This is a genomic window from Bacillus sp. TE8-1 (assembly GCF_008368855.1).
Lineage (GTDB): Bacteria > Bacillota > Bacilli > Bacillales > Bacillaceae_G > Bacillus_A > Bacillus_A cereus.
On record NZ_QPET01000016.1, the window covers coordinates 155,256 to 182,196 of the forward strand.

The window sequence follows — 26,941 nt, forward strand, 5'->3', positions numbered from 1 at the left end:
TTTTTATATTTATCCCACATTAGCTTGCAGTAAAATTCCTCACTGATTATAGTTTTACTTTATTTTAATCCTTTAATTAAAGGTGACGCTTCCCCACTATGGAAAACCCATAAGTCATGAAGTGATCTCGTACATCCGACATATAGTAACTTTGCATCATGTTTTGTGTTTTTGTAATGTTCTTCATCCACATCAATTAAAAGCACCGCATCAAATTCTAAACCTTTCGCTAAATAGACAGGTACTACTGATATACCACCTTCATATTTACTTTGGTTTGCTTCAATTACGTTTACCGTTAATCCTGCATTTGTTAATTTCACATATATATCACGGCATTCATCTTCTGTTCTTCCGATTACCGCAATTGTTTTCACATCTGCATTTTGCAAATGTTTTACCGTCTTCACAATTTCAGTAAATTGATTTTCTGCATGAATTACTTTCACATCTTCTCCACTGCGGAAGACTGGTGTTGCGAGTCCTACTGGGATTTCTGCATTTTTAATTATTTCATTTGCAAATTCAATAATTTCTTTTGTAGAACGATAACTTCTTGTCAATTCATAATAACCGGTTTCTTGGAATACTTCCTTAAAAGCATTCCAATCTTCAATTCCTTGGTAATCATAAATCGCTTGCGATAAATCACCTAATATAGTGAAAGAATTACCTAATGTAATTTCTTTTAATACATAAACTTGGAAAGGCGAAAAATCTTGCGCTTCATCAATAACAACGTGATGAAACTTCTGCCCGATTTCGATCCCTGTTATACGATGATGTATGTATATTAAAGCTGGTAAATCTTCTACACACACTTCTTTTTTACGACAACTCTTTTCTGTTTCTTTAACAAGTTCTTCAGGTAATACCTCAAGTATTTTTTTACTTTTTACTATTGAACTATACAGTGAAAGAGCACTCATTTTCGGCCAAAACTTCATATATGCGTTCAGTCTCTTAGTCGCTTCTTTTTTTAGTAATTTTTTCTCGTTTGTTTCCCCGAATTTTTTAAGTTCAATTTCAATCCAGCGCTTCATTCGTCCTACTAATCGTTCTCTTCTTTTCTGTAAAGGATAATGTTTATATTCAACTCTCATCCATTTTTTAACATTTTCTAATGGAATAATCGCTCTATCCCACGCCTCAAAATCTTTTGTCGGAACTAACTCATTTTCAAATTGGATCATTCTCTCTTCAATATACGTCTTAAATTCCAACGTACCCTTTAATTTACCTAGCATTACCTTCTTTTCATCACGATTAATTGAAAATGCTTCTTTCAATTTTTTTTCTGTCTGCTTTAGTTTCACTGAATCATCTAACGTACGTAATGCCCAATCTGGAAACGTTGTTTGACTAATATTCCCTACACCTAATTCAGGAAGTACACTCGAAATATAGTCTAAAAACAGACTATTCGGTGCAAATACGATCATTCTTTCTGCTTCTAGTTGTTCACGATATTCATAAATTAAAAAAGCAAGGCGATGTAAAGCAATTGTTGTCTTTCCACTCCCTGCAACCCCTTGAATAAGTAATGGTAAATTTCTTTCCGCTCGAATAATATCATTTTGTTCCGATTGAATCGTTGAAACAATATCCTTTAGCTTATTATCTTTATTCTCACCTAATCGATATAGAAGAAAATCATCGGCATGTGATACATCTTCATTTCCTTTTACATATGTATCAACAACACGTTCAAGTTCTCTTTTTCGAATGGAAATGTTTCGTTTTAAATACACATCACCTTCTACTAACCCATCTGGTGATTGATAAAATGCTAATTCTTCTCCACCGGTAAATGAATAAAACATACTTGCGACAGGCGCTCGCCAATCAATAATGATTGGCTTCATCGTGTCCATATCCGAAACCCCTACTTTTCCGATATAAATCGGCATAACTTCTTCTTTTCCATCTTCCTGAAAATCTAACCTTCCAAAGTACGGCTCTTGCACACCAATACGTAAGTTTTGTCTATTAGACTCCCTCATACTTTCAAGAATTTGCTCTTTAAAATCTTCTCCATAATAAACCGGGATTTTTTCAAGCCTATCCAATTGCTCATCCATCGTATGTAAAGTATCCTTCATTTTTTGTAACTCATCTTCAAATATGTTGCTCATTTCGACGATTCCCTCCTGTCCGTTCTAATTTTTCAGTCGAAGTATCATTGTATTAAAAATCCAATCATAAAGTCAATAGTTTCCATTTAAATTTTCCGAAAAAACTTACTTTTCATCTTTCTAATTTAAAAAGAATATGCAACATCTAAATCACACACATACACATATAGTATAATGATGCATGTAAAAGATACTTCTTTCTATTTGTCTCCTATTTAATTTATCTATTAAAAAACATTGTAAAAATTAAAGACTTTAATCAATGGGCGTTTTACTGCCCATAAATAGTAGGATAAGTAAAAGTAAAGGAGGCTCTTCAAATGAATATTTTGAATCTATCTCAAGATTAAATATGCTTCTATCTGGCTGTATCCTTATGGTTTGTTGGTCAATTATGTATGTTGAAATATATAGACTTACAAAATCCGTCTGGCCATGTGTTATCATGCATGCGATCGAGGATGCTGTTCCTACTATTTTAGTTACCATAACAGGAATTATTACCCTTACAAACAGTAGTGATTTTTGGTTAAATCCTATTAGCGGGGTCGCTGCTACTGTTTTATTTCTTGGAATTGGAATCGTACTAAGAACTATAAGAATAAAAAGAGAACGACAATTATTCACACAATAAAAAGCAGATAATGAATTCGTCATTATCTGCTTTCCAATTTTTAAAACTACCTTATTATATTTTTTGATACATAAGCCAGTCACCAGAGTCTATCACTTTCTTTAACATCTTTTTATCTTGAGCGATATACACATATGCCTCAATTTCCCTATCAGCAACATATACTGTTTGCGTGATTCGATCATATAAATCAGTCTCCGCATTACCTGTATATTCTTCTAGTTCATCTAACTTACACAATATCTCATCATTTACTACATAAACTTCTCCATACACCTGTTCTTCAATCGAATAAGTCATGGCCGGATATCCTTCGTTCGTATCAAATAATTTGCCATATGTCCAAGCTCTGTCTGCGATGCATGTTGCACCTAGCATATAATGAGCATTCGTTTGTCCTCTTCTTAACGTGCCATAAACGAAAACATGATACATAAATTCTTATCCCCTTTATATGCCTCTACTTTCTTATTTGTAAATAAGCACGAATCATAAAGTAACTCACTTCATTCGGAAGCTGTTCTTTAATAGATTTCAGACCACCATCTGCATTTTGAACGGCAGTTTCAATAAGAGATTCATACTCTGCTGGAACAAAGCTGTGCCAATCTACTTCCATTCCATCCTCATAGCAGCGAATTAAATGGTTTTCGATTGTTTGTCTTGATAAGTTACGTTCTTTTGCAATCTCATTCAAATCAATACCTTGTTTATACATTTCATACGTTTCTAAATGAGAATTTGCGGACGCTTTTCCTGACTTTTTACGCTCTGAAACTACTTCTGTCTTAATTGTTTCAGCATAATTTGGATTTTCCTCAATAAAATGCTGAACTGCTTGTAAGAAGTGCGAACCATATTTCACAAGTTTGTGTTCTCCGATACCTTTTACCGTCAACAATTCGGAATCACTTTGCGGCATTTTCACACACATATCTTTTAATGTTTGGTCAGAGAAAATAACGAACGGAGGTACACCTTCTCCTTGTGCAATTTCTTTACGTACTTCACGAAGCACTTCAAATAAAGGATGGTCTTGAACAATTTGTCTTGTCTCTACTCGTTCTTTTCGTAAAACATTCTCTTTACCAAGTAATACTTCTTTCCCTTTTTCAGTTACTTTTAACGTCGGATAAGTGCCATGTTCAACTGCAATTAACTCGTCTGAAATTAAAAACTCGATAAACTCACTGACCTCTTTTACACTACGGTTCGATAAAAGCCCATACGTTGGTAAAGTATGAAAATTAAATTCAATAACTTTCTTATTCTTCGACCCAGTTAATACTTGCGCTATCATTTGCTTTCCAAAGCGTTGGTTCGTTCTAATCATGCATGATAAAACCATTTGTGATTCCCTTGTCACATCGATGCTCTCGCGATTGTCTGTACAATTACCACAGCGTCCACAATCTTCTTTCGGTTCTTCTCCAAAGTATTGCAAAATGAATGATTGTAAACATTGTTCTGTATGACAGTAATCGGTCATATTTTGCAATTTTTCAAGTTCATTTGAAAAACGTGATTCTCCAGTTGATTGATCAATTAAAAAACGCTGTACTTGTACATCTTGAGAAGAATATAACAATATACATGTACTATCTAATCCGTCACGACCAGCACGTCCTGCTTCTTGATAGTAACTTTCCATATTTTTTGGAAGCTGATAATGAATTACGTAACGAATATTCGATTTATCAATACCCATCCCGAATGCAGATGTTGCTACCATTACACTTACTTCATCTCGTAAAAAGAGTTCTTGTTGCTCATTTCGATCAATATCACTCATACCAGCGTGATATTTTGATACAGAAACTCCTGCCTTCATTAAATCTTCATATAACTGATCGACTACTTTTCTAGTAGCTGCATATATAATCCCAGATTCCTTTTGATTTTGACGAATATAATCCGCCAAATATGCATTTCGATCTTGCCCTTTAATAACAGAAAACGATAAGTTCTCACGCTCAAACGTTGTCATAATTGTATTTTCTTGATTAATTTCAAGTGTATTACAAATATCATCACGTACTTGCGGTGTTGCTGTTGCTGTTAATGCTAATACAAGCGGCTTTTCTGGAAGATAATCTAATATGCGATGTATATGTAAATAACTTGGACGGAAATCATGTCCCCACTGTGAAATACAGTGTGCTTCATCAATCGCAATCATAGGGATTTTCATATCGATAAGTTGGTCAACAAACTCCATCGAATCAAGACGCTCAGGCGCGACATAAAGTAATTTGTAATGTCCTTGTTTCGCTAATTGAATTCGCTGATTTGCTTCAGCAATAGAAATAGAACTATTAATATATGTAGCTGAAATGCCATTCTGTACCAATGTATCTACTTGATCCTTCATAAGTGATATTAAAGGTGATATAACCAACGTCGTTCCTTCAAATACTAATGCCGGAATTTGATAACAAATCGACTTACCGCCACCCGTTGGCATAATACAAACCGTATCTTTCCCATCTAATACGTTTTTAATTGTTTCATCTTGTCCTCTTCGAAACGAAGAATAACCAAAGTAGGACGCTAAAAGTTCTTGTGCTTTAGTAAACAAAAAAGAGTCACCTGCTTTTCTTTATCTTTCATCTACTTCTATTATATCAATCACTTATGCGACTTGAAAGGGATGATTAGATGCTTATTGTTTTTTCATTATTCTATGTTTCTCCACCTATTTAATACTAACTAGCATCATTATTTTATATGTTTTACAACATTTATAATATAAATCCAGTACACAAGAAGAGAGAGTTTCAATTTAAACGTTCATTTTATTTCCCTTTCTTGAATACTACTAATCGTATACATATAAATTCAGGAGGTTACTATATGAAGCATCGTAATATGAGTTCCATTACGGCGAAAACGAAAACACAAAAACTCCAATTCTCTAATAATGATGCGTGGAAATATGAATCATACTATAAGTATCAGCCATTATTCTCTTATAAAAAGCTTTTTAATTTTCTTTCTCAACTTTTTAGACGTTAATATATGCGCAAAAAATATATCATTCACAAAATTTTTCTCAATATTAAATGTATAGACTTACTCCAATTCAGTTGTTACCATATATAATAATCTGTTGGATAAACCCCTTAAGTTGACCTGCTTATATTAGCAGGTCTTTTTCATGATTACATACTTCTGTGTACCTCGATCTCACTTCCAAGTCTTTTCTCCATTTTATAACCATATTTAACTCCCAACAATTCATGATAATCATATTTAGTTCCGAGCTAATTAGTTTTATCATGAATTGTTGGGAGTTAAATTGTTCACATATAATTATGCAATTCTTCTTTCTCAATACACAAAAGACATTTTACTTGTTACTATAAAAGTACTCCAGATGAGTTTTTTGCTTATCGACATTATCTAGTTATTGGGGCCTGCCGCGGGAAGCAGGTCCCTTTGACTGTATGAAGGTCCTAATTTCATTTGGACACATTTACCAGGTTTTTTCAAAAGAATTTTATGATAACATTACGTAGTCGAGTCCGACATCTCGGCAATACCCTTTTGAGGGTCTGCAACTTCCCTTGCAGACCCTCTTTTACTTTATATTCAATTTATTCATATATACCACAACAACATTCATTGAATTTCTCCATTTCAAATTCCCTAAAAATAATCTAGGACACGTAACTAAAAATAAATCTTCATCATACTTTGAGTTATACATGTTCAAAGGAGTGTTACTATTTATGTATTCTTATTGGCAATCGTATTACTCCCCCTACCATAACCCTTATGTAAACTATGATTTATCCGTACGGAACTACCGAATTAGTAAAAATGAGAATTTTTTAAAAGGGTATATGCGTTCTTTATGGGAACAACACGTCGCTTGGACGAGATTGGCTATTATAAGTATAGTCTTTAATTTACCAGATGTTAACGTTACTGTTGGACGACTTCTACAAAACGCAACACATATGGGACTATCACTTGAACCATTTTACGGTGAGGATGCAGTGAAAAAATATAGTGCATTAATTAAAGATCACTTAGTAATTGCAGCGGATCTTGTTAAAGCCGCAAAAGCTGGTAATCAAAATACAGCGGCCGCTATAGAGAAAAAATGGTACGCTAATGGTGATGAAATTATTGAATTTCTTAACAGTATCAACCCATATATAGATAAAGAAGAATTTAGAAAAATGTTTTATGAACATTTAGCACTAACGAAAGCAGAAGCACTTGCCTTCCTAAATAAAGATTATGAAGCAGGAGTAAAACTTTACGATAAAATTGAAAAAGAAGCATTGGAAATGGCCGACATGATAACAAACGCAATCGTAAAACAATTCCCGCAAGTATTTCAATAAAGTGAAACTTTAATCAGAGTAGGTATTACTACTAAGTAATACTTGATAAAAATAAGTCGGTTTCCAAACATAAATCGGCTTATTTAGTTTTCTCTCCATGATATTTCACCTCTCCTCTTTACATTTAGCTTATATCGATATATTTTATTAATATCCGTTTTTTATAGGAGGAAATAGTTTGATTAACGCAATTGGTCTCGTTTTTATACTTACAAATAAACACGAGAAAAAAAAGAAAGTTTACTTAAATGAAAAATTTGCACTAATAGATATTATTGATTCTAAAGAAGTATTTGATGATGAAGGGAATCCTTTAGTAGAACTAACATGTAAATACAGTATATATTTAGATGAAAAATATTACTGTAAATCTCTCGATGATTATACCGGACAAGTATTTCCTTTCTTAAGTGCAAAAATAGGAAAAGGTCTTCTAAGAAACTTAAACTACTACTTTTCTTACGTTGATGCCTATGATAAGAAACCACCAGTTAAAGAAATAAGACCACTTATGAAACAAGTAACGAACAGATAGCCAAAAATACAAAAAAAGAAAGCATCTAACTCTGGATGTTTTCTTTTTTATTGAAAACTCATTAACTTTCATCCTCTTCTAAAAGTATGTATCCAAGCATATTTTAAATTAAAAACATTGGAGGATTAGAGTGAATGAAATACTCAGAAACAATTATAAGCAAACGACTTCGAATACTTAAAATGACGGGTATGTTTTTCATGCTAGTGTTAATAGCATGGATTGGCTATACAAAATTACTTTATGAAAACGGCTTTCTTCAAGAAAAAAAGAATTCAGTAGAAGTAATGAACACTAGCATTACAGGAGAAATAGAGCAGCTTTTTCATATAAACTTGCAAGGTTATCGAAAAACAAGCCTTGATGCTGTTATAGAAGCAAGCAAAACCGATCCAAGTGAACTATCCCTAATTGAACTGGTCAACAAATCCTGCTCGCGAGATTGCATAGGCGAACCAGTAACATATGTAAACTCAAACAATGGATATATCTTTTATAAGGAATCTAATGGAACTAATGTAGCTATAACGGTTAAAAAGAAAGACACATGGGTAATTGTAAAGAAATCTGTTCAAGATGGAATATAATCACCCAAAAAAAGAGTACGTATCGTACTCTTTTTTATTATTAATACCCTTCCTCTTCATGAATACAATGGCATTTCGGTTTTGTTTTACAATGACATTTTTCACACTCACATTTCGGTTTCTCTTTGCAACAACATTCGTGAAAATCATTGCGTTTACATCTACATCTCCCAAACATTAAATTATCCCAAAATGTATTACAATTTCGGGAATGCCCACAATGACAAGTATTCCCCATGAATTTGCTTCCTCCTTAATAGAATTCATCATATTCTATGTTTAAAAGTATACAAAGGCTTGTTTATTAGTCTATTTTCTCCATATTATAAGTAGAGTTAAAAGATTACATAAAAATAAAAAACCGTCACATGACGGCTTTTTATTTAGCAAACTACTCTTTTGTATAAAAATATTTAATTCCTTTCGTATCTAACCAAGCAGTTGCTTTGTCCAGTTCGCTCCCTTGACGATAATCTGTTTCGAAATACACAAGCCCTTGGTTATCTCCACGAGATATTATTTTAGAAGTATATCCAAGCTTATCCATCATTTGAATCATGTCAGGAACTAAATTTACACCAAATTCATAAGTAACTACTTTGTTATATTTATTCACTATAATTCCAACCCCTTCTTGTTTTTTTATCGGCTCAACAATTGGATTTGTAAACCAAGCTAACGGCTTATTTCCAATCAGCTTATTTAAATCACACTTGCCGATACCAGCCACATTCCCTGTTTCTGTGTATTGCCAAATATCACATGAATACGCCGGCTTGTTACCACCGTAACGAGGAATCCATACAAAATCAGAATTGAAATTTGCCATTCCAAATGGAGCATACATATGATGAGCAATATATAAACCAGCCTTCTTAGCTCCTAATCTGCGTAATTCATCAATAAAAGCTTGTGCACCCGCTCTCATATCGTTCATTGTTCTTACTTCTACGTCAGCTACCCAAACTGTTGCATTTTTATCACCACGGTTCCAAAAGTCTCTTGCTTCTATCCGTGCATCCTCTACTGAAACGAAACGACAGAACGCATAATTACCAAACGGAATATTCCGTGCTTTCATTGCTTGTACATAATTTTTATATAAAGGATCTACATAGTTTGAACCATCTTGCACACGTGCAATTACGAAATCCAATTGTGGTGCTGCGATATCCCAGTTAATGTCGCCATTCCATTTCGAAATATCCACAATATAACCCATTATTTAACATCTCCTTTTTCATTATTATATTCAAAGCTTGTTTTTTTGCTATTATCAACTAATAAATAGTATGAGAGGTAGTATATTATTGGGTAATAATTTAAAATTCGGCTTATGTATTGAGAAAACAAAATATTATTACAGGTTTAACAAGTAAAGATTTACAAAGCTCTAAACTATATAAAGTGAAACTATAATTAGTAGGAGGCTACGAGCAGTGAAATTCCCACTTAATTTCTTAGCTTCATCCGAATTTTGAGATAAGAATTTTACTGCCCACAAATAGCTAGATAAACAAAACCACCTTTCTGACAGGTGGTTTTGTTTACTAATTTACATATACATTGTCCATATTTTTATAGTTACATAATTATTAGTTACTTAATATACTTGTTAACTAAATATAAGACAATTGTTAGTTTTTAATCAAACTAATTTTCATTTTATCTCACGTACTCATAGTACCATTTTCGTGCATCTAACCAAGCTGTAAATTTATCGATATTTCCAGACGGATAGCCATTCGTTATAGCATAACCAATGCCATCTTTCTGAACGACAATTTGTCCATCAATACCCGCATCTACCATAGCTTGAGCCAAAGCTTGTAAATTACTAAATGCTACACCACCAGTTTTTACTTTGAGCAAATCCGCTGCACCTCCTCCAGTTTGTCCTGTAAGAGCAAATACAACAGAATTAGCGATTTTATCAACATTCCATTTTGCCATATCAGATTCATTGTCAATAAATCCTAATTCTATAAGAATAGCAGGTGCTTTCGTCCCATTTAATACCGCTAAATCCGTACGCTGTTTCGCACCTCGATCACGCCATCCAATATCTTTTGCTAGTTGAGCTGAGATTTTAGCCGCCAAATCTTTCTGATCATAATACAAAACCTCAACACCCTGTCCATTTCCATCACTTGCATTAAGATGAAAAGAAATAACTAAATCCACAGCATGGGAATTGCTATTCCGAATGATATTATTTAAATTTTGTGATTGAGTTGCCCCTACCTCGTCCGTATCGTCATAAACCGTGTGTCCTAGGGATCTTAACTTAGTCGCCACAGCATCTTTAACTTGCCTATCTAAAACGTGTTCTTTCCGATTCCCAAAATTAGCACCTTGAACAATACTATTGTGTCCTCCGTGCAAACTATATCTGGCCATTATTTATCAACATCTCCTTTCTTAATATCCTATTCAAAACTTGTCTTATTGCTATTCCCACTTACAATCTTAACTGTACCCATATGTCCTACATTTTCTAGAAGTGAAGCAATTTGTTCTCGATATAAAAAAGCTATCGCTTCATAAATCGAATGATTTATTCTCTAAATTACTTTTACATGAATGACGACACGAACAAAAAAAGCATCACCCTTTCGGCGATGCCTAAAAACTCTATTTTACTTTTCAGCTCCCTAAATAAATAGAGTTTAAAATCACTGAAACTACACCTATATTTCCTCCCCTTCCTTCACAGCTTCTTTCAACCTCTGCAACATATATCCAATCCCTTTACACCCCTCTAGCGGATATGTAATCATTTCTTCTGGATATAACTTTGTCACTACTTTTTTATGCTTCTTCCCTGCTAGTAAGACGATTTCGTCAAACTGTAATAAACTTTTATCTACCATCTGTTTTTGTAATTGCTCTATATTTATTACTCCATCGCTTTTTGAATCAAATGCAAGATCATAGTTTTCTAATACAATATCATTTGGTCTTAAAAATCCATGTTTCGCCGATAATATAACCCAGTTTTCGAAAAACATAGTTGCGTACGCCTGACATGCTTTTCCGAACGGACTAATATACACATCTTTTGCTTCCATCGGTCCGTAGTCTGAATGTTTATCCCAAATTTTCTTTTTTCCACATGGAATTATACATATCCTTTTCATATATATTTCTACTCCCTTTACTTTGGTAAATAAAATTCGTTATTTTGTACATTTTTCTCTCGAAATACTATATAATAATTTTGAAAAGTTTAAATTACACATTTTACCATATATGTACTATGGATCACTCTCATTGCAAATATTATAATACCATAAAAATTTTTGCATTTTTTTCTTCAAATTATTATAATTAAATTTTAATATTATTATTTATTAATTAAATTAGGAAGGAGGTCCATAAAAATGAAAAATATTATCCCTGCACTATTAGTCTATTTTATTGTTTGCGTTATTTCCGTTATCATCCCAGCATCTGAAGGCTATAATTATGTCGGCTGGAAGTTATTTGTTGGGCAAGTGTATGCGATACCTATTTTCTTCATTACTGCTATAATTACATTTTATATAAACAAGAAAAAATCTTACGAATAAACGATTATAAGGATAGCTAACGCTATCCTTATTTTAATTCGTTAATCAAATTTAGAATGACCCTTGCAGTACTTTATATCCTTTCTTCTAAAAAGTCAAACGCAACTTCTGTATTTCAGCGTTTAAACGTAGCTCCTCCGAGAGCCAGCTCTCTAATTCTGAAACCGACGTAATATTTCGTTCTAAAAGTGACTGTAATTTACTCTCCAAATCATTAAACATACACAATCCTCCCGTTTTTAATTTTCTGTTTTTTAGAGATAAAAAAGGACAAGTAGCCAATCTGACTACTTGTCCTTACTGTTCATCTGTACGCAATACGATTAAGCTTGGAATGCTTCTGTTAATACTGGTACGATTTGTTTTTTACGAGATACAACACCTTTTAAAGTAGCTGTGTTGTTTTCTAGTGATACGTTGTATGCTTTCTCAACAACGTTTGCTGCTTTACCGATCGCAAGACCGACAGAATCATTAGTTAAGATATCAGTTACAACGAATAAGAATAGGTCTAAACCTTTTTCTTCTACTACTGCAGAGATTACTTTTTCAAGTTCCGCTTGGTGTACAAGAACGTCGTTTGTATCAACAGCGTTTACTTGTGCGATTTCAACTTTCGCATTACCCATTTGGAATTCTTTAGCGTCAAGAGAGATTAATTGCTCCATTGTTTTTCCGCTTAAGTCAGCACCAGCTTTTAACATTTCTAAGCCGTAGTTATCTGCATCTACACCAGCGATTTGCGCTAATTCACGAGCAGCTGCTACGTCTTGTTCTGTGCAAGTTGGAGATTTGAATAGTAAAGAATCTGAAATGATTGCAGATAACATTAAACCTGCAACTTCTTTACGAATTGTTACGCCATTTTCTTTGTACATTTTGTTTAAGATTGTAGCTGTACAGCCAACTGGCTCACAACGATAGTATATAGGATCGCTTGTTTCAAAGTTAGCAATACGGTGATGGTCAATAACTTCTAACACACGAACTGATTCGATATCGTTAGCACTTTGTTGACGCTCGTTATGGTCAACTAAAATAACGTTGTCCACTTCGCTTGCTACTGTCTCAACAAAACGCGGTCCTTCTACTTTAAAATAGTCTAACGCAAATTGAGTTTCACCGCTGATTTCGCCTAAACGTACAGGCTCAGCATTCATTCCTAATTCTTTTTTCAATTCTGCATAAGCAATTGCAGAACAAATTGCATCTGTATCTGGGTTTTTATGCCCGAAAACTAGTACTTTTTCCATGTTTTCCACCTCTTCATGAAAAGGATATCTTAAAGAAGCAAATATGACAATATTTAAAGCATATTTTTTTATAAATAATTGCACTTTCTTCTATATTTTTCATCATTTTCATAAAAAAAATCATCTAAAATGAATTAGATGATCGAAATGTATGTTTCAATTAAAATAGTGTAGGAGCTTGCACTACATTGTTAAAAGCGAAATTTGAGGATAAGCCATTATTCAAAAGGTTTACATCTATAACTTGATAAAACGCATTTCCAGTGTCTGCAATTTCCCAAACAGCTAAAATAAGATGGTATCCACTACGGTCAGTTGGTACATTTGCTTCGTGCGTTACTGTTGTCCCTGGTCTAGATCCACCGTCATTTTTCACATAGAATGGCACTAAATCTAAATCTGATCGCGTTAAAGGTTTATTTGGATTCCAACCTTTTTTCGTAATATAATATTTCCACTCTTTTGTACTATGAGGAGCCGTTAGTTTCCACTTGAATGTATTCGTCCCGCCATTTAACGTAACTTTCTTCCACCTATCTACAGTTTGAACATCTAAAGCGGGAAAATGACCAGCCCCTGCAATTTGTCCATCAGAAGGTCCTAGTTGCGGAAATCCACCTATCCCTTCTACGCTTTGTGGTTCATATTGAATCGGTCCACAATTTACATTTACCCCTTGCTTACATAAATAAGATCGGCTCGCTGGTGATTCTACATATCCATGAGCTGAAGCCTTTTCTGAAAATCCAAATGTTAATAATCCCGTAAGTAATACTCCACCACTTAAAATAACTTTCTTCATCTTTTGTAAACTATTCTTTTTCATACTTTCATCCCCTTCCGATAATAAAGCGAAAATAACTATAGTTGGCTAGTCATCTTCTCTACATTTATTATAAGACGAGAATCATTACTAAAAGAACCCTCTAAAAACTTTCTCAAATTCATTTAGTGCGTTAATTAGATTATAATTAACTATTTTAACACCGCCAGAAAAATATAGACTGTGTTAAAAATAGTCGTTTATTATTCACTTACTAATAATTAAGCACTCTCCCCGTTTGATTATACCTTAAATGTTTTTATAATAAATAACCGTAGCATCTAACTTTCCATTCGGAGAAATTGCATACCCTGGTATTGTTCCAACTTCTTGGTAGTCTAGTGATTTATACAATTTATTGGAAGGATCTCCTTCTCTAGTATCTAATACTAAAAGAGACCTGTTTTCTTGCTTTGCTCGTTCCTCTGCTTTTTGCATAAGCGATCGTCCAATACCGTTACGTCTAAAGTTTGGATGAGTCATTAATTTGCAAATCTCGGCTCTATGAATTCCGTTAGGCTTAGTAACTAATTGTAATTGAATACTCCCTGCTACTTCGTTGTTTATTTTAGCCACATACAATATCACTTCTGGCGCTAATACTGTTCGCCAATACTTTGTTGCGTCTTTTTGTTCCAGTGGAGGCAAAAAACCAATTGATGCCCCATCATTTACAACCATTTTTAAAAGTTTCGAAAGTTCTTCCATATCATTTTCTAGTTGCTTTATTTCTTCAATTACTAAATTTCGCATTACTTTTCCCCCTTTTGTTTCATTGTAACAATTTTTAAAGAAGGAATAATGAAATAATAAGATGAATTTATAGAAAGATATGATTTTTTGTGAAAGGATAACGATATGAAATATATATTAGATAGAACGTACGCAAAAGAATTACTCGAATGGGCATATGAACAAAACCCGGGCCCTTGGTTTGAACATTCACTACATGTTGCTCATGCAACTGAAAACATAATTATAGAACTTATAAAAAAAGGGTACAAGCTAGATGCTGACATAGCATATAATGCTGCCCTTTTGCATGATATCGGAAGATACAAAGGTTTTACCAAATCGGTCATTCATTCCTATGATGGTTATATGTATATGAATGATTTAGGATATACAGGAAACGCTGTTATTTGTGTGACACACTCATTCCCATGCAAAAATGAACATATAGATATCGCAGCGGAGTGGAGTCTCGTTCCTGACCATATGAGAAGCCGGTTAGTTGAAATATTAAATGAACATTGTAACTACGACTTATACAATAAAGTAATTACTCTTTGTGACGCTCTTGCTGACGCAGATGGCTTTACTACGCTGGAAAGAAGATTAATTTCCGTTGGTTTGCGTCATGGTACAACATCTCATACATCTTTACATTGGAAAGGGTTTTATGCGATTAAGAAAGAATTAGAAGCTTTAATCGGTAAGAGTATATACACAGTTCTTCCTGATGTAGGAAAATCTATTTATGAAGATATAGAATATTAAATTGAATACAAATTGAAAACGATAAAAATTGAACCCATCCTAGATAATTTTTATACTCAAATTTAATTTCACATAAAAAACGTTTTAAACATAAAGTTTAAAACGTTTTTTATTCAATGCTTTTGATTTTTCAGTTCTGTTAAACACTCTTGCACTAAAGTTACCGCTTGACTCATCGCAGCTCCGCCAGCAAATGCTGCTGAAACACCACATGCTTCCAAAATCTCTTTATCCGAACATCCTTGATCAAGACAACCTTTTGTATGATAAATTGTACAATACTCATCTTGCGTTGCTAAACTAATTCCTAATGCAATAAGTTGTTTTTCTCTTTTTGTTAAAGCACCCTCTTGAAAACAAGCTTGCGTGAACGCATTATATGTCTCAGCGATTTCAGGAATTTGATTTGTAAAACTACCTATACCTTCTTTATAATGATGTAGAATATCATTTATCGAACTATGTTGCTCATGTTCCATCTTATTCCCTCCAGTCATATTATCCATACCTATTGTAGTATGCGATGAAATGGAGGCAATATACCTTCTTTTAAATTAAGAATTTTCAGTTAATTTACATTATAATTTTAAATTATCATCTACAATAACTTTTTCTTTCAACCTCTTTACTTCTTTCTTCCCAAAATGTTAATCCTTCAATCCCCACATTTTTAGGATTAAATACTGGGTCTTTCCCTTCTTTTTTCTGCGTTTCATAGTCTTTTAACACTTTTAATGCGATTTTACTTAATAATAGAATCGCGATTAAGTTTAACCATGCCATACTACCGATTCCTAAATCTCCGAGATTCCATAAAAGCGACGCTGATTCAACACTACCGATGTAAACCATAATTAAAAATCCAAATTTTAAAACTGGTTTTAACCAGCCATACTTCAATTGACGATCTAAATAAGTAAGTGTCGTTTCAGCAATATAGTAATAAGCGAGTAACGTTGTAAATGCAAAAAAGAAAATTGCAATTGAAATAAATATTGGACCAAGCCCTGTCATCACAGTTTCAACTGCTTGTTGCGTATAAATTGGACCTGCTTCCACATTTCCTATGTTTTTTACAATAGCGCTTTTCCCTTCAGGTATAACATTATACATACCTGTAATTAATATCATAAGAGCTGTCGCTGTACATACGACAATTGTATCAATATATACGGAAAACGCTTGAACTAATCCTTGTTTTGCAGGATGCGATACTTCAGCAGCAGCCGAACTATACGTTGCTTCTCCGACACCAGCAACGTTTGAAAATACAGCGCGTTTTACACCCCATGCAATAGCTGCACCAACAATTCCACCAAACATTTCATTTACACCAAATGCGCTAGAGAAAATTAAAGCAAACATACTTGGAATCTCCGTTACATTCGCAATTAATATGATACATGTAACAATTACATAACCAATTGCCATAAATGGAACAAGCATTTGAGAAACGCCAGCAATTCTCTTTACACCACCAAAAATAATTGCTGCTAGTAACACGACTAAAAATATACCAGTTATATATTTGTTAATACCATTAGAGTTTTCGAATCCAACTGCGATACTACTAGATTGAATACCTGGTAATAACATGCCATATGAAAGTGTTACAACTACCGCTACAATGACTGCAAACCATTTCATTTTTAAACCTTTCTCAATGAAATATGGAGTACCGCCGCGATATTCATTCCCTACTTTACTTTTGTATACTTGAGATAATGTTGATTCAACAAACGCACTCGCTGCCCCTAACAAAGCCATTACCCACATCCAAAATACAGCTCCAGGCCCGCCGAAAGCAATTGCTGTCGCTACCCCTGCAATATTACCAATTCCAACTCTTCCTGATAAGGCTAAACAAAATGCCTGAAAAGATGATATCCCCGTCTCTGAACTCTTTCCTTCAAATAATAGTTTAATCATCTCTTTAAAATAACGAATTTGCAAAAAGCGTGTTGCAATCGTGAAATATACGCCTGCCCCTAATGCAAAAACAACTAAACCGATACTCCACACTTGCCCTACTAACCATTCTACTAAATTCTCCATCCAAATCCCCCTTATCATTTTTTTTTAAAGCAATTTTGTATATAAGAAAACGGACAACTATTATCAAACTTTCTAGTTGTCCGCATCTTTCATTATTTCATCCCTCAATTTTTGTCAGTAAAACGCCCTATTACTTTATATTTACCCAAACACTTTTCACTTCTGTATAATTGTCAAGCGCATATGAACCTAATTCGCGGCCAATACCAGATTGTTTGTATCCACCAAATGGTGCAGCTGCATTTTCTAAGTTATAATCATTAATCCACACTGTTCCTGCTTTTAATTTATTTGCCACTTGATGACCCGTTTTGATATTTTGCGTCCATACACCCGCAGCAAGGCCATAGGATGAGTTGTTCGCTCGTTCAATTACTTCTTCTGTCGAATCAAATGGAAGTACAACAACAACTGGTCCAAATATTTCTTCCTTAACGATTGTCATATCGTCTGTAACATCTGTGAATACAGTTGGTTTAACGAAATAACCTTTTTCAAGCGCACGTTCGCCACCAGCCGCAACTGTAGCACCTTCTTTCTTCCCTTGCTCAATGTAATGTAACACACGCTCTTGTTGTTTCTTAGATACGAGTGGACCCATTTCCGTTCCTTTCTCCATACCTGCTCCAAGTTTTACGGTGTTCGCCATTTTCACAAGTGCATCTACTACAGTTTCATAATGTTTACGATGAACAAACACACGTGATCCTGCGCTACAATTTTGACCGTGATTATACATAATACCTTGGAATGCACCATTAATTGCTTCTTCCAAGTCCGCATCTTCTAAAATGATATTTGGTGATTTTCCGCCAAGCTCTAACGTTACATGCTTAATCATTTCTGCAGACTGACGCATAATATACTTTCCAGTAACAGTAGATCCTGTAAAAGCAACTTTATCAATGTCATGGTGATTTACAATTGCCGTCCCTGCTTCAGGACCAAATCCTGGTACAAAGTTTACAACACCGTTTGGAAATCCAGCCTCTTTAAAGAGTTTCGCTGTATACAGTAAAGATAAAGGCGTTTGCTCTGCTGGCTTTAATACGATCGTACAACCTGTCGCCAGTGCAGCTCCCATTTTCCAAGAAGACATAACGAGCGGAAAATTCCACGGAATAATCTGACCTACAACACCTACAGGTTCATGTCTCGTGTAATTTAAGTAATCTTTTGAAATTGGTATGGTTTGCCCAATGATTTTTGTAGCCCATCCTGCGTAATAACGATAATTTTCTACAGTCGCTGAAATATCATCATCAAGTGCTACTTGATATGGCTTTCCATTATCTAAAGCTTCTAGTTGCGCTAATTCTTCTCTATGTTCTTCAATTAAATCTGCTAATTTATAAATAAGATGCGCTCTTTCAGCAGTAGTCATTTCTGCCCACGGACCAGATTCAAATGCAGATCTTGCCGCTTTTACTGCAGCATCAATATCCTCTTCTTGCGCTTCACATACGACAGCTAGAACATCTTCTGTAGCCGGATTATACGTTTCAAACGTCTTTCCGCCAATAGCAGAAACAAATTCGCCATTAATAAACATTTTAATTTCTTCATTTAAGAACGCTTCCACTTTTGGTTTCAGCTCAATATTTGTCTTTAACATTATGTTCTCCTCCTTATTTAAACAGCTGCATGAGCTGCAATATTTGATAAAATCATTTGAAGCTTTTGATCTTCGTCAGCAGTTAACCCTAGTCTTGGATAGCGAGAAGGTCCTCCGGCTTGCCCATGTAATTCCATAGAACGTTTAACGATTTGAACATATTTCCCTGATCCTTCAAGAAACTCGCAAAGTGGTAAAATAGCATCGTTTATTTCCCACGCCTTTTCTAATTCACCATTTTGAAAATGCTCATACATTTTTGTAACGAGACCGGGAACGATATTTCCTGCTACTGAAACCCATCCCGAGGCACCAACTAAATATGATTCCATAACTAAATCTTCAGAACCACAGAAGACTTGGAAAGCCCCTTCACTTTGTCTTACTAAATCTCTTGCTTTTCGAATATCTCCGCTAGATTCTTTAATATGTGTAACATTTTCACACTCTTTTCCAATACGGAGCATTAGCTCTGTACTCATATCAACACCAGAAGTAAATGGATTATTGTATAACATAATTGGTATATTTACAGAGTTTGAGATTTCTTTAAAATGAAAATAAATCTCCTCTTCCTTCGGTTTACAATAGTAAGAGTTTATAATTAATGCACAATCCGCTCCGTGCGCTTCTGCATGTTTCGTATATTCAATTGTTTCTTTTGTGGTCTCTGCTGCAGTTCCAACAATGACTGGAATACGGCCATCAATTTCTTTCAACACAGTTTCTACCATTTTAAATCGCTCTTCTTTTGATAAACTTACAAACTCTCCTGTACTTCCATTAATGATAATACCTGCAACCTTTTGTTCGATAAAGTAATTTACATTTTGTTTTACCCCATCCCAATTAATTTCCTGAAATTCATCCATCGGTGTTATTAATACTGGAAATGCCCCTTTAATTTTTTGCATATTTATCTCTCCCTATCACATTTTATTTTAATAAGAATCCTGCCGGAAACGGATCCGTAGGGTCTAATAGAAACGTCTGCATCCCTGTAATAAATCCTCTACTTTCAAAACGGAAAATGTATCCTAGTTCCTCCTTCTTCACTTTTTCCACAGTTATAAAACTATTAAATATACTTTCATTTTTAAAAGGTTTATCCGCCATATAATCATTTTTAAATAATGCATGAACATAGGAAACGATAGTAGAAACAAAACCTGGCGAACGTACGATAAAGTTATCTTCATGAAATGTAATCGACTTTATATGGTTCTTTTCTTTTTGCGAAGGATCTACTAAAATAAGCCTTTTTATTAGCGACTGTTTTTGTATAGCCTGCAGTGTAGCTTCTCCCCATCTTTTCAATTCAGAAATGTTTTCAACACGAATTTCTGGCGAATACGCACCTTTTTCTACAACTGCATATACTTTATCTGCTTGTATGAGAGAATAACTTACATTACCAACCTGTAAATTTTCCTCAATCAAATAGCAAAGTTTGCTTTCAAACGAAACAGATATAACTTCATCATTCTCTACATACGCATGAACTAAAAATATTCCAGATAACGTTTCAATTTTGTATTGATTGGACTCTCTCTTTTTTAAATACCCACTTTCGAGTAACATCGTTATTACCGCAACAATGCCCCCATAATGAAGCGGAATCGAACCTTCATGATTAAAAAATAATACAGCTGCATCCACTTCATTATGGATAGATGGAACGACAATACACCCATTCAAACCGATAAAACCACGTGGTTCATTTAATAAAAGCTTCATCTCTTCTGCTAATTCACCTGAAAATTGTTCATTTAATTGCTCCAAACTGTAGTAGTATTTGCACGGTACGTCTTTCATTACACGAAATGCCTCACCATTTACATGTACGTCTACTGCTGTATACATTTTTTGAATGTTCATTTTATATCCTCCGTTTCATGTTCCATCGGCGGAATTAGCAAAAATCCTTCTTTGAGTGGATCCATTTCATTGTAAAAAAATTTATGCATACCCATAAGCCAAGCTGATCCCGTAATTTTCGTTATGACAGCTTCAATATTTTCAACATGTGTCGTATTCACGACATATCCTTTAAATAAAGAACCAACGATACTCTCATGAATGAACTCTTCACCAATTTTGATTTCTTTCTGAGCGTATAATACAGCTAGCTTCGCAGATGTTCCTGTACCGCATGGGGATCGATCTATTCCGCCTGGTGGTACAACAACTGTATTTTTCACATGCGCACATTCATGAGTAGCATCTGTATAAAATTCAACATGTGTTAATCCTCTAATAAACGAATACTCTGGATGAATGATTTCAAACTTCTCATTAATTGTGTTTCTTATATGAATCGCCTTATCGATGATTGTAGATGCATTTTCTGGTATTAATTCTAGGCCTACTGACTTCGCATCAATAATGGCATAAAAATTCCCTCCATACGCAATATCAGCCTCTATAGTCCCAATGTCTTTCACTTGTACAGTAATATTTTTCAATAAAAAAGCTGGTATGTTACAGAAAGATACTTCTTTTGCTTTTCCATCTTGAACAGCAATATCTACTTCCACTAAGCCAGCCGGTGTATCTAGTTTTAAAGAAGTAATCGGTTCAACTACCGGAATTAAACCTGATTCAACTAACGCTGTACATACACCGATTGTATCGTGACCACACATCGGTAAATATCCACCTGTCTCTATGTATATAACACCTATATCAGCCTCAGGATGACACGGGTCTGTTAATAATGCTCCTGACATTACATCATGACCACGCGGTTCATTCATTAACAATTTTCGAATCCAATCATACTCCTTTTTCATATGTAACATCTTCTCTGCCATCGTCTCTCCAATCAACTTTGGAAGTCCACTAATTAATGTCCTCGTTGGATTCCCACCTGTGTGTGTATCAATCGTCGTAAAGACTCTTTGTGACCTCATCTGTTTAACACCCTTTCTGTAAAACGACTCAAACGAAGTGGTTCAATAGGAATAATTGTCTCTTTTTCATTTAATAACTCTTCAATTACTTTTCCAGTAACTGCTGCAAGACTAATCCCATCACCTTCATGTCCAGCGGCAATGAAATAATTCGGAATATGTTCCACTCGTGAAATAATCGGTAAATGATCTTCTGTCCACGGACGTAAACCAGCGTAAGAACGAATTACCATCATATCTGCCATTTTCGGATAAAAGCGAATTGCTCTATTTGCGATACATTTAATGACTTCATTATTTATCCTCGTATGAAATCCTACAAATTCACGACTACTACCAATTAAGAAATTTTGACTTTCAGTAGGCTCAAATACGAGCGCAACCCCGTATTTTTCAGTTAAAGCATCTACTTTTCGTTTTCCGCCAAATTTAGAAATTAAATAACCGAATTCCATTACTTTACGGCATCCTACGTGTTGTTGCCTTGAAGCTACAATAATATGCCCTTTTCTCGGTTCAATTGGTATATTTATATTTAACATCTGACCAATCTTAGGAGCCCACACACCGGCTGCATTTACAACTTGTTGTGCTGTAAAAGTTCCATTCGTAGTTTCTACAACAAATGAACCATCCGTCTCTATTTCCATACTCTTTACTTCCGTCTGCTTAAAAGCTTTTGCGCCAAACTTTTGTGCCTCTGACAGAAGCGAGAAAGCAAGGAGATATGGATTCACAGTTGAATCCGTCGCACATTCTAAACCGCCTAATAAATCCTCAGCAAAAAAAGGCGACTCTTCCCTTATATCTTGCCTATCAAGCATTCGAAACGGTAATCCAGCTTCTTTTTGCCGATTTACCCATTGCTGCGCAGCTTCCATCTCTTCGTCTGACTCACATACGAGAATACTTCCTGGTGCCCTATATTCAAATGAATGCTCTAATTCTTCACTTAAATCAGTTACTAATTTTTGACTTACTAAAGACATTTGACTATCAAATCCTGGGTCTTTATCAATGGCCAAAATATTCCCATCACACCGTGAAGACGTCCCGCTGACAAATTCCCCTTTTTCAATGATTGTTACGTCTCTTCCGTATTTTGAAGTGTAATAAGCGATAGAACACCCTATTATTCCACCACCTATAATTAAAACGTCGCAGTGCCTCACAATATACTCCTCCTTTCCCTAAACCTCTCACTTTCTTTTATGCAATTGACGTGCCAATTTTTCATATATACAATTTCCATAAACAATATTTTTATTTGTAAAAATAATTTAAATTTACAGTAAATAGGTGTATTATTTTTTTATCACTGTCAAAATTTTTATACATAACAGGAGGGCATTATGGCATTTTCATTTCCGACTATACAAGAGTTTTTGGAACGTGTTTTAATCGATCATACATGTAGCCTTAATCACATTAAGCAAGTAAACGAAAGGTTTTATTATCTCCCTTCTACTACAGATGAATATAATTGCGCCATTATTTATGTAGATGACTCATTCACTGCACTAATTGACGCTTTTTCTTATGAATTAGCTGTTATCATCCTTAACGAAAACGATGAGCCGATATGCTGTATAACTTCTCAGCAAATGATTCCATTTCTTTATAAGTCCTACAATGAACTACAGTCATTTTATGACACCGTAATACAAACAACTGACTCTTCTGTTACAGTCATTGATAGTAAAGAATGCGTTCGAACTTGGACAGATGGTGCTGAAAAAATATTTTCAGTCAACCATAATGAAATTATTGGGCAACCGATTACTCATTTTTTTGATTATAAAGACTTGGAAATTTTACAATCTTTACATGATGGAAAAAGCATAGTCGCTCAGTTCCATCAGCCTCGTCCCGATTTATTCGTATTAATTAATTCAAATCCAGTTTATTGTAATGATGAAATTATAGGAGCAGTCGTTTCAGAAACAGATGTTACAAATCAAGTCGCTTTAAATGAAAAACTATTTAATATGTCACATGAAATGCACCGTTTAGAACAAGAAGTGGCAAAGTATAAAGATGAATCCGATCCATTCCTTGCGATGAATGGGAAAAGTCCTATTATACAAAGAACGATACAATTAGCTAGAAAAGTTTGTTCGGTAAAATCAACTGTTTTAATACTTGGGGAAAGCGGAGTTGGAAAAGAAGTATTTGCGAAAGCAATTCATGAAGCAAGTGAGGCAGCGAAGGCGCCTTTCATTTCGATTAACTGCGGGGCAATTCCAGAAGCGTTATTTGAAAGTGAATTATTCGGTTACGAGCGTGGGGCGTTTTCTGGAGCAAATAGTAAAGGAAAAAAAGGTAAAATTGAACTCGCGCAAGGCGGTACTTTATTTCTTGATGAAATAGGTGAAATGCCACTTGATATGCAAGTAAAACTGTTACGTGTACTGCAAGAGCGAAAGTATTACCGAGTTGGTGGTGAAAAAGAAATTAATATTGATTTCCGTATTATCGCTGCTACAAATCGTGATTTACAAGAAGAAATGAGAAAAGGAACTTTCCGAGAAGATTTATATTACCGCTTAAATGTAGTTAGTTTGCAGATTCCACCGCTGCGCGAAAGACGCGAGGATATTATTGAATTAACCTATTCTTTCTTAAACGATTTTTCAATCAACTACAACAGACCAATTCGTGACCTACCTTCAAGCATTATGCATGAACTGCTTCATTACAATTGGCCAGGTAATATTCGCGAACTTCGAAACGTTGTTGAACGGCTTGTGGTATTCGCAACAGACGGAATTATAAAACAAGAATATTTACCATTTCATACGACTGAAACTTTAGACAACCATACAGCTCATTCCCTATTACTCAGCAACAATAATACAATCCTTTCTTTACAAGAAGAGATGGATGAGCATGAGAAAAAAGTTATTGAAAGGGCTTTACGAATTTTAAATGGGAATAAATTAGAATGCGCAAAACAACTTGGTGTAACAAGGGCTACTTTATATAACCGTTTAAAGAAACTTGGACTTCAATAAAGAATCAGTATGCACCGATCAGGCGTTTACAGGTAGCCCTCTCTCCCTCCTCTATATTGGCATGATTTTTGCATGTATAATTTGTGAAAATCGAACTAGAGGAGGAATACACATGACAAATAAAAACAACTTAATCGTTTGTCGTTGTGAAGAGGTTACATATGGGCAACTTCAATCGACAATTGCTGAATATAACTGCTCGGCAAGAGAATTAAAATTAAGAACACGTGCTGGCATGGGATTTTGCGGTGGTCGCACATGCAGAATAATGATAGATCGAATGATTGAAAATGTGAATCCTGACGTAACTCTTAATGAACTACCGTTAAAATATCAACCACCAATACGTGCAGTTACTTTTGGATCAGTAGGTGAAAGTAAATGAGTAGAATTACACATCACCCTATTTTAGGTACTTTACAAAGTAGTGAGCGTATTACCTTTCAATTTAACGGTCATCAATACGAAGCATATGAACATGAAACGATAGCTGCTGCCCTGTTAGCAAATGAAATAAGGACATTAAGAGTTCATGAAGATAGCGGAACACCGCGAGGTATTTATTGTAATATCGGGCACTGTTCCGAATGCCGCGTGACAGTAAATAATCAAACAAATGTACGCGCATGCTTAACTGTTGTAGAAGAAAACATGGTTGTTGAAAGCGGGAAACAGCATCCGAATATCGTGAGAGAGATGGTGAAAAAGCGATGAGTGATGTAATTATTATAGGTGCAGGGCCAGCGGGATTATCTGCTTCTATCTCTTGTGCTCGTTTCGGACTAAAAGTGCTCGTTATTGATGAATTTATGAAGCCGGGCGGGAGATTGTTAGGACAGTTGCATCAAGAGCCTACTGGAGAATGGTGGAACGGAATAGAAGAATCGAAGCGACTTCATGAAGAAGCAGAATCACTTTCAGTACATATCAGGTGCGGTGTTTCGGTCTATAATTTAGATAGAGATGAAAACAATTGGTTTGTACATACTAATATCGGTACGTTAGAAGCACCTTTCGTACTACTTGCTACTGGAGCTGCGGAATATTCTATTCCCCTTCCTGGCTGGACACTTCCAGGAGTGATGTCAATTGGAGCAGCTCAAGTTATGACAAATGTTCATCGCGTGCAAGTTGGAAAAAAAGGAATTATTATTGGTGCTAACATTTTGTCTTTCGCCATTTTAAGTGAATTGCAATTAGCGGGAATTACAGTGGATCATATTGTACTCCCTGAGAAAAGCGAGTTAAGTCAAAAAGCTGGTGAACCTGAAGAAGTTTTAAACTCTCTTTTAAATGCAGCTCACCTCGCTCCTTCTGCTTTCTTGCGAATAGGTAGCCACTTTATGAAATTTGATTGGATTCGAAAAGCTGGATTAACATTCTATCCAAACAACGGAATGAAAATAAACGGAACGCCACTTCACCTTCGGAAAGCAGCTCTTGAAATTATCGGAACAGATCAAGTTGAAGGTGTACGTATTGCTAATATTGACTCTAAAGGAAATGTTATTAATGGAACAGAGAAAATATACGAAGCAGATTTTGTATGTATTGCCGGGGGATTATACCCACTTGCCGAACTTGCAGCTGTAGCTGGTTGTCCCTTCCATTACATTTCAGAATTAGGTGGACACGTTCCTCTCCATTCTGAAGCAATGGAAACCCCTCTTCCCGGTTTATTTGTAGCCGGCAATATTACAGGCATTGAAAGCGGAAAAATTGCGATGACGCAAGGAACAGTTGCAGGTCTATCTATTGCTAAATATGCAAGTAAAAAACCTGATATAGTCGACCAACAATTATCTCACGCCATTCAAAACGTTCACTCTGTTCGTCAAAAAGCTGCAATTCAGTTTAATCCTATGGTAGATATCGGTAGACGAAAAATGAATGAAATTTGGCGTGATTATTCTTCTACATATGCACATACTAAAAAGAGCTGTTGAGATTA

28 protein-coding genes and 1 pseudogene are annotated in these 26,941 nt (G+C 34.9%); 11 read left to right on the forward strand and 18 right to left on the reverse strand.

Annotated elements, in window-relative coordinates; translation table 11 throughout:
- Positions 1 to 59: 59 nt before the first annotated feature.
- The gene (locus tag DN404_RS17630; RefSeq protein WP_149215301.1) at positions 60 to 2,135 is read right to left on the reverse strand and encodes a HelD family protein; all 2,076 of its coding nucleotides are present in this window, start codon (positions 2,133 to 2,135) and stop codon (positions 60 to 62) included.
- Positions 2,136 to 2,454: 319 nt separating this feature from the next.
- Here DN404_RS17630 and DN404_RS17635 point away from each other — a divergent pair.
- A pseudogene (locus DN404_RS17635) lies at positions 2,455 to 2,769 on the forward strand (CPBP family intramembrane glutamate endopeptidase); the annotation flags it as partial.
- Positions 2,770 to 2,823: 54 nt separating this feature from the next.
- Here DN404_RS17635 and DN404_RS17640 read toward each other — a convergent pair.
- Positions 2,824 to 3,204 (reverse strand): gamma-glutamylcyclotransferase family protein, encoded by a 381-nt coding sequence (locus DN404_RS17640; protein ID WP_000274908.1) that lies wholly within the window; start codon positions 3,202 to 3,204, stop codon positions 2,824 to 2,826.
- 25 nt (positions 3,205 to 3,229) lie between these two features.
- On the reverse strand, positions 3,230 to 5,347 hold the full coding sequence (gene recQ, locus DN404_RS17645) for a DNA helicase RecQ (RefSeq protein ID WP_025709485.1): 2,118 nt from the start codon (positions 5,345 to 5,347) through the stop codon (positions 3,230 to 3,232).
- A gap of 275 nt (positions 5,348 to 5,622) precedes the next feature.
- On the opposite strand from recQ, the gene DN404_RS30590 reads away from it, so the two are divergent.
- The 4 genes from DN404_RS30590 to DN404_RS17660 all read left to right on the forward strand — a co-directional run bounded on the left by DN404_RS30590 (position 5,623) and on the right by DN404_RS17660 (position 8,246).
- The gene (locus tag DN404_RS30590; protein WP_000682743.1) at positions 5,623 to 5,784 is read left to right on the forward strand and encodes a hypothetical protein; all 162 of its coding nucleotides are present in this window, start codon (positions 5,623 to 5,625) and stop codon (positions 5,782 to 5,784) included.
- A gap of 716 nt (positions 5,785 to 6,500) precedes the next feature.
- A complete protein-coding gene (locus DN404_RS17650) occupies positions 6,501 to 7,124 on the forward strand; it encodes an acetylglutamate kinase (protein WP_149215302.1) in 624 nt (207 codons plus the stop codon).
- Between the two features lie 178 nt (positions 7,125 to 7,302).
- Entirely contained in the window at positions 7,303 to 7,659 is a 357-nt protein-coding gene (locus DN404_RS17655) for a hypothetical protein (RefSeq protein ID WP_000606231.1), read from the forward strand.
- A 134-nt stretch (positions 7,660 to 7,793) separates the two neighbouring features.
- Positions 7,794 to 8,246 (forward strand): hypothetical protein, encoded by a 453-nt coding sequence (locus DN404_RS17660; protein ID WP_000877572.1) that lies wholly within the window; start codon positions 7,794 to 7,796, stop codon positions 8,244 to 8,246.
- On the opposite strand, the gene DN404_RS30595 is transcribed toward DN404_RS17660, so the two are convergent.
- The 4 genes from DN404_RS30595 to DN404_RS17675 all read right to left on the reverse strand — a co-directional run bounded on the left by DN404_RS30595 (position 8,247) and on the right by DN404_RS17675 (position 11,386).
- A complete protein-coding gene (locus DN404_RS30595) occupies positions 8,247 to 8,420 on the reverse strand; it encodes a hypothetical protein (RefSeq protein WP_000503004.1) in 174 nt (57 codons plus the stop codon).
- A gap of 217 nt (positions 8,421 to 8,637) precedes the next feature.
- Positions 8,638 to 9,468 carry a GH25 family lysozyme gene (locus DN404_RS17665; protein WP_149215303.1) on the reverse strand — a complete coding sequence of 277 codons (831 nt, stop codon included), beginning with the start codon at positions 9,466 to 9,468 and terminating at the stop codon, positions 8,638 to 8,640.
- A 443-nt stretch (positions 9,469 to 9,911) separates the two neighbouring features.
- Complete coding sequence (locus tag DN404_RS17670) at positions 9,912 to 10,646, reverse strand: N-acetylmuramoyl-L-alanine amidase (protein WP_006920619.1); 735 nt, start codon at positions 10,644 to 10,646, stop codon at positions 9,912 to 9,914.
- A 290-nt stretch (positions 10,647 to 10,936) separates the two neighbouring features.
- A complete protein-coding gene (locus tag DN404_RS17675; protein ID WP_000820904.1) occupies positions 10,937 to 11,386 on the reverse strand; it encodes a DUF6884 domain-containing protein in 450 nt (149 codons plus the stop codon).
- Positions 11,387 to 11,629: 243 nt separating this feature from the next.
- Between DN404_RS17675 and DN404_RS17680 the strand changes: the two genes are divergently transcribed.
- Positions 11,630 to 11,818 (forward strand): DUF4017 family protein, encoded by a 189-nt coding sequence (locus DN404_RS17680; RefSeq protein WP_000789485.1) that lies wholly within the window; start codon positions 11,630 to 11,632, stop codon positions 11,816 to 11,818.
- An 87-nt stretch (positions 11,819 to 11,905) separates the two neighbouring features.
- Here DN404_RS17680 and DN404_RS31000 read toward each other — a convergent pair whose 3' ends face one another.
- From DN404_RS31000 to DN404_RS17700, 4 genes are all read right to left on the reverse strand, one after another.
- Complete coding sequence (locus DN404_RS31000) at positions 11,906 to 12,040, reverse strand: hypothetical protein (RefSeq protein WP_000481362.1); 135 nt, start codon at positions 12,038 to 12,040, stop codon at positions 11,906 to 11,908.
- A 101-nt stretch (positions 12,041 to 12,141) separates the two neighbouring features.
- Complete coding sequence (gene ppaC / locus DN404_RS17690) at positions 12,142 to 13,071, reverse strand: manganese-dependent inorganic pyrophosphatase (protein WP_000416873.1); 930 nt, start codon at positions 13,069 to 13,071, stop codon at positions 12,142 to 12,144.
- Between the two features lie 160 nt (positions 13,072 to 13,231).
- Positions 13,232 to 13,897: a lytic polysaccharide monooxygenase gene (locus tag DN404_RS17695; RefSeq protein ID WP_098618430.1), complete on the reverse strand. Its 666-nt coding sequence runs from the start codon at positions 13,895 to 13,897 to the stop codon at positions 13,232 to 13,234.
- 246 nt (positions 13,898 to 14,143) lie between these two features.
- Positions 14,144 to 14,647 carry a GNAT family N-acetyltransferase gene (locus DN404_RS17700; RefSeq protein WP_016122672.1) on the reverse strand — a complete coding sequence of 168 codons (504 nt, stop codon included), beginning with the start codon at positions 14,645 to 14,647 and terminating at the stop codon, positions 14,144 to 14,146.
- 105 nt (positions 14,648 to 14,752) lie between these two features.
- Here DN404_RS17700 and DN404_RS17705 point away from each other — a divergent pair, with 105 nt between their 5' ends.
- Complete coding sequence (locus DN404_RS17705) at positions 14,753 to 15,394, forward strand: HD domain-containing protein (protein WP_149215304.1); 642 nt, start codon at positions 14,753 to 14,755, stop codon at positions 15,392 to 15,394.
- A gap of 113 nt (positions 15,395 to 15,507) precedes the next feature.
- Here DN404_RS17705 and DN404_RS17710 read toward each other — a convergent pair whose 3' ends face one another.
- The 7 genes from DN404_RS17710 to DN404_RS17740 form a co-directional block, all read right to left on the reverse strand.
- Positions 15,508 to 15,900: a carboxymuconolactone decarboxylase family protein gene (locus tag DN404_RS17710; RefSeq protein WP_001999958.1), complete on the reverse strand. Its 393-nt coding sequence runs from the start codon at positions 15,898 to 15,900 to the stop codon at positions 15,508 to 15,510.
- Positions 15,901 to 15,988: 88 nt separating this feature from the next.
- A complete protein-coding gene (locus DN404_RS17715; RefSeq protein WP_370512802.1) occupies positions 15,989 to 17,449 on the reverse strand; it encodes an alanine/glycine:cation symporter family protein in 1,461 nt (486 codons plus the stop codon).
- A 130-nt stretch (positions 17,450 to 17,579) separates the two neighbouring features.
- Positions 17,580 to 19,064: an aldehyde dehydrogenase family protein gene (locus DN404_RS17720; protein ID WP_061113186.1), complete on the reverse strand. Its 1,485-nt coding sequence runs from the start codon at positions 19,062 to 19,064 to the stop codon at positions 17,580 to 17,582.
- Between the two features lie 17 nt (positions 19,065 to 19,081).
- Positions 19,082 to 19,978, reverse strand: a complete 897-nt coding sequence (gene dapA, locus DN404_RS17725; RefSeq protein WP_001169448.1) for a 4-hydroxy-tetrahydrodipicolinate synthase — start codon at positions 19,976 to 19,978, stop codon at positions 19,082 to 19,084.
- A 22-nt stretch (positions 19,979 to 20,000) separates the two neighbouring features.
- On the reverse strand, positions 20,001 to 20,942 hold the full coding sequence (locus DN404_RS17730) for a proline racemase family protein (RefSeq protein ID WP_001025560.1): 942 nt from the start codon (positions 20,940 to 20,942) through the stop codon (positions 20,001 to 20,003).
- Entirely contained in the window at positions 20,939 to 21,976 is a 1,038-nt protein-coding gene (locus DN404_RS17735) for a proline racemase family protein (protein ID WP_016122676.1), read from the reverse strand. The genes DN404_RS17730 and DN404_RS17735 overlap by 4 nt, the downstream gene beginning before the upstream one ends.
- Positions 21,973 to 23,148, reverse strand: coding sequence for an NAD(P)/FAD-dependent oxidoreductase (locus DN404_RS17740; RefSeq protein WP_001215265.1), 1,176 nt, complete (start codon positions 23,146 to 23,148; stop codon positions 21,973 to 21,975). The genes DN404_RS17735 and DN404_RS17740 overlap by 4 nt, the downstream gene beginning before the upstream one ends.
- A 180-nt stretch (positions 23,149 to 23,328) precedes the next feature.
- On the opposite strand from DN404_RS17740, the gene DN404_RS17745 reads away from it, so the two are divergent.
- From DN404_RS17745 to DN404_RS17760, 4 genes are all read left to right on the forward strand, one after another.
- Positions 23,329 to 24,990, forward strand: coding sequence for a sigma-54 interaction domain-containing protein (locus DN404_RS17745; RefSeq protein ID WP_149215305.1), 1,662 nt, complete (start codon positions 23,329 to 23,331; stop codon positions 24,988 to 24,990).
- A 112-nt stretch (positions 24,991 to 25,102) separates the two neighbouring features.
- On the forward strand, positions 25,103 to 25,375 hold the full coding sequence (locus DN404_RS17750) for a (2Fe-2S)-binding protein (protein ID WP_000182620.1): 273 nt from the start codon (positions 25,103 to 25,105) through the stop codon (positions 25,373 to 25,375).
- Positions 25,372 to 25,704 carry a (2Fe-2S)-binding protein gene (locus DN404_RS17755; RefSeq protein ID WP_000087063.1) on the forward strand — a complete coding sequence of 111 codons (333 nt, stop codon included), beginning with the start codon at positions 25,372 to 25,374 and terminating at the stop codon, positions 25,702 to 25,704. The genes DN404_RS17750 and DN404_RS17755 overlap by 4 nt, the downstream gene beginning before the upstream one ends.
- Complete coding sequence (locus DN404_RS17760) at positions 25,701 to 26,936, forward strand: NAD(P)/FAD-dependent oxidoreductase (protein WP_001286091.1); 1,236 nt, start codon at positions 25,701 to 25,703, stop codon at positions 26,934 to 26,936. Before DN404_RS17755 ends, DN404_RS17760 begins: the two co-directional genes overlap by 4 nt.
- Positions 26,937 to 26,941: the final 5 nt, after the last annotated feature.

What these genes read in the sequence shown, in the direction of transcription:
- DN404_RS17735 (WP_016122676.1), bottom strand. Translation starts at nt 21,976, where the DNA reads ATGAGGTCACAAAGAGTCTTTACGACGATTGATACACACACAGGTGGG.
- DN404_RS17710 (WP_001999958.1), bottom strand. Translation starts at nt 15,900, where the DNA reads ATGGATAATATGACTGGAGGGAATAAGATGGAACATGAGCAACATAGT.
- DN404_RS17695 (WP_098618430.1), bottom strand. Translation starts at nt 13,897, where the DNA reads ATGAAAAAGAATAGTTTACAAAAGATGAAGAAAGTTATTTTAAGTGGT.
- DN404_RS17670 (WP_006920619.1), bottom strand. Translation starts at nt 10,646, where the DNA reads ATGGCCAGATATAGTTTGCACGGAGGACACAATAGTATTGTTCAAGGT.
- DN404_RS17720 (WP_061113186.1), bottom strand. Translation starts at nt 19,064, where the DNA reads ATGTTAAAGACAAATATTGAGCTGAAACCAAAAGTGGAAGCGTTCTTA.
- DN404_RS31000 (WP_000481362.1), bottom strand. Translation starts at nt 12,040, where the DNA reads ATGTTTAATGATTTGGAGAGTAAATTACAGTCACTTTTAGAACGAAAT.
- DN404_RS17730 (WP_001025560.1), bottom strand. Translation starts at nt 20,942, where the DNA reads ATGAACATTCAAAAAATGTATACAGCAGTAGACGTACATGTAAATGGT.
- DN404_RS17640 (WP_000274908.1), bottom strand. Translation starts at nt 3,204, where the DNA reads ATGTATCATGTTTTCGTTTATGGCACGTTAAGAAGAGGACAAACGAAT.
- DN404_RS17630 (WP_149215301.1), bottom strand. Translation starts at nt 2,135, where the DNA reads ATGAGCAACATATTTGAAGATGAGTTACAAAAAATGAAGGATACTTTA.
- DN404_RS17750 (WP_000182620.1), top strand. Translation starts at nt 25,103, where the DNA reads ATGACAAATAAAAACAACTTAATCGTTTGTCGTTGTGAAGAGGTTACA.
- DN404_RS17755 (WP_000087063.1), top strand. Translation starts at nt 25,372, where the DNA reads ATGAGTAGAATTACACATCACCCTATTTTAGGTACTTTACAAAGTAGT.
- DN404_RS17700 (WP_016122672.1), bottom strand. Translation starts at nt 14,647, where the DNA reads ATGCGAAATTTAGTAATTGAAGAAATAAAGCAACTAGAAAATGATATG.
- DN404_RS17675 (WP_000820904.1), bottom strand. Translation starts at nt 11,386, where the DNA reads ATGAAAAGGATATGTATAATTCCATGTGGAAAAAAGAAAATTTGGGAT.
- DN404_RS17665 (WP_149215303.1), bottom strand. Translation starts at nt 9,468, where the DNA reads ATGGGTTATATTGTGGATATTTCGAAATGGAATGGCGACATTAACTGG.
- DN404_RS17680 (WP_000789485.1), top strand. Translation starts at nt 11,630, where the DNA reads ATGAAAAATATTATCCCTGCACTATTAGTCTATTTTATTGTTTGCGTT.
- dapA (WP_001169448.1), bottom strand. Translation starts at nt 19,978, where the DNA reads ATGCAAAAAATTAAAGGGGCATTTCCAGTATTAATAACACCGATGGAT.
- DN404_RS17745 (WP_149215305.1), top strand. Translation starts at nt 23,329, where the DNA reads ATGGCATTTTCATTTCCGACTATACAAGAGTTTTTGGAACGTGTTTTA.
- DN404_RS17650 (WP_149215302.1), top strand. Translation starts at nt 6,501, where the DNA reads ATGTATTCTTATTGGCAATCGTATTACTCCCCCTACCATAACCCTTAT.
- ppaC (WP_000416873.1), bottom strand. Translation starts at nt 13,071, where the DNA reads ATGGAAAAAGTACTAGTTTTCGGGCATAAAAACCCAGATACAGATGCA.
- DN404_RS17705 (WP_149215304.1), top strand. Translation starts at nt 14,753, where the DNA reads ATGAAATATATATTAGATAGAACGTACGCAAAAGAATTACTCGAATGG.
- DN404_RS17660 (WP_000877572.1), top strand. Translation starts at nt 7,794, where the DNA reads ATGAAATACTCAGAAACAATTATAAGCAAACGACTTCGAATACTTAAA.
- DN404_RS17715 (WP_370512802.1), bottom strand. Translation starts at nt 17,449, where the DNA reads ATGGAGAATTTAGTAGAATGGTTAGTAGGGCAAGTGTGGAGTATCGGT.
- DN404_RS17760 (WP_001286091.1), top strand. Translation starts at nt 25,701, where the DNA reads ATGAGTGATGTAATTATTATAGGTGCAGGGCCAGCGGGATTATCTGCT.
- DN404_RS30590 (WP_000682743.1), top strand. Translation starts at nt 5,623, where the DNA reads ATGAAGCATCGTAATATGAGTTCCATTACGGCGAAAACGAAAACACAA.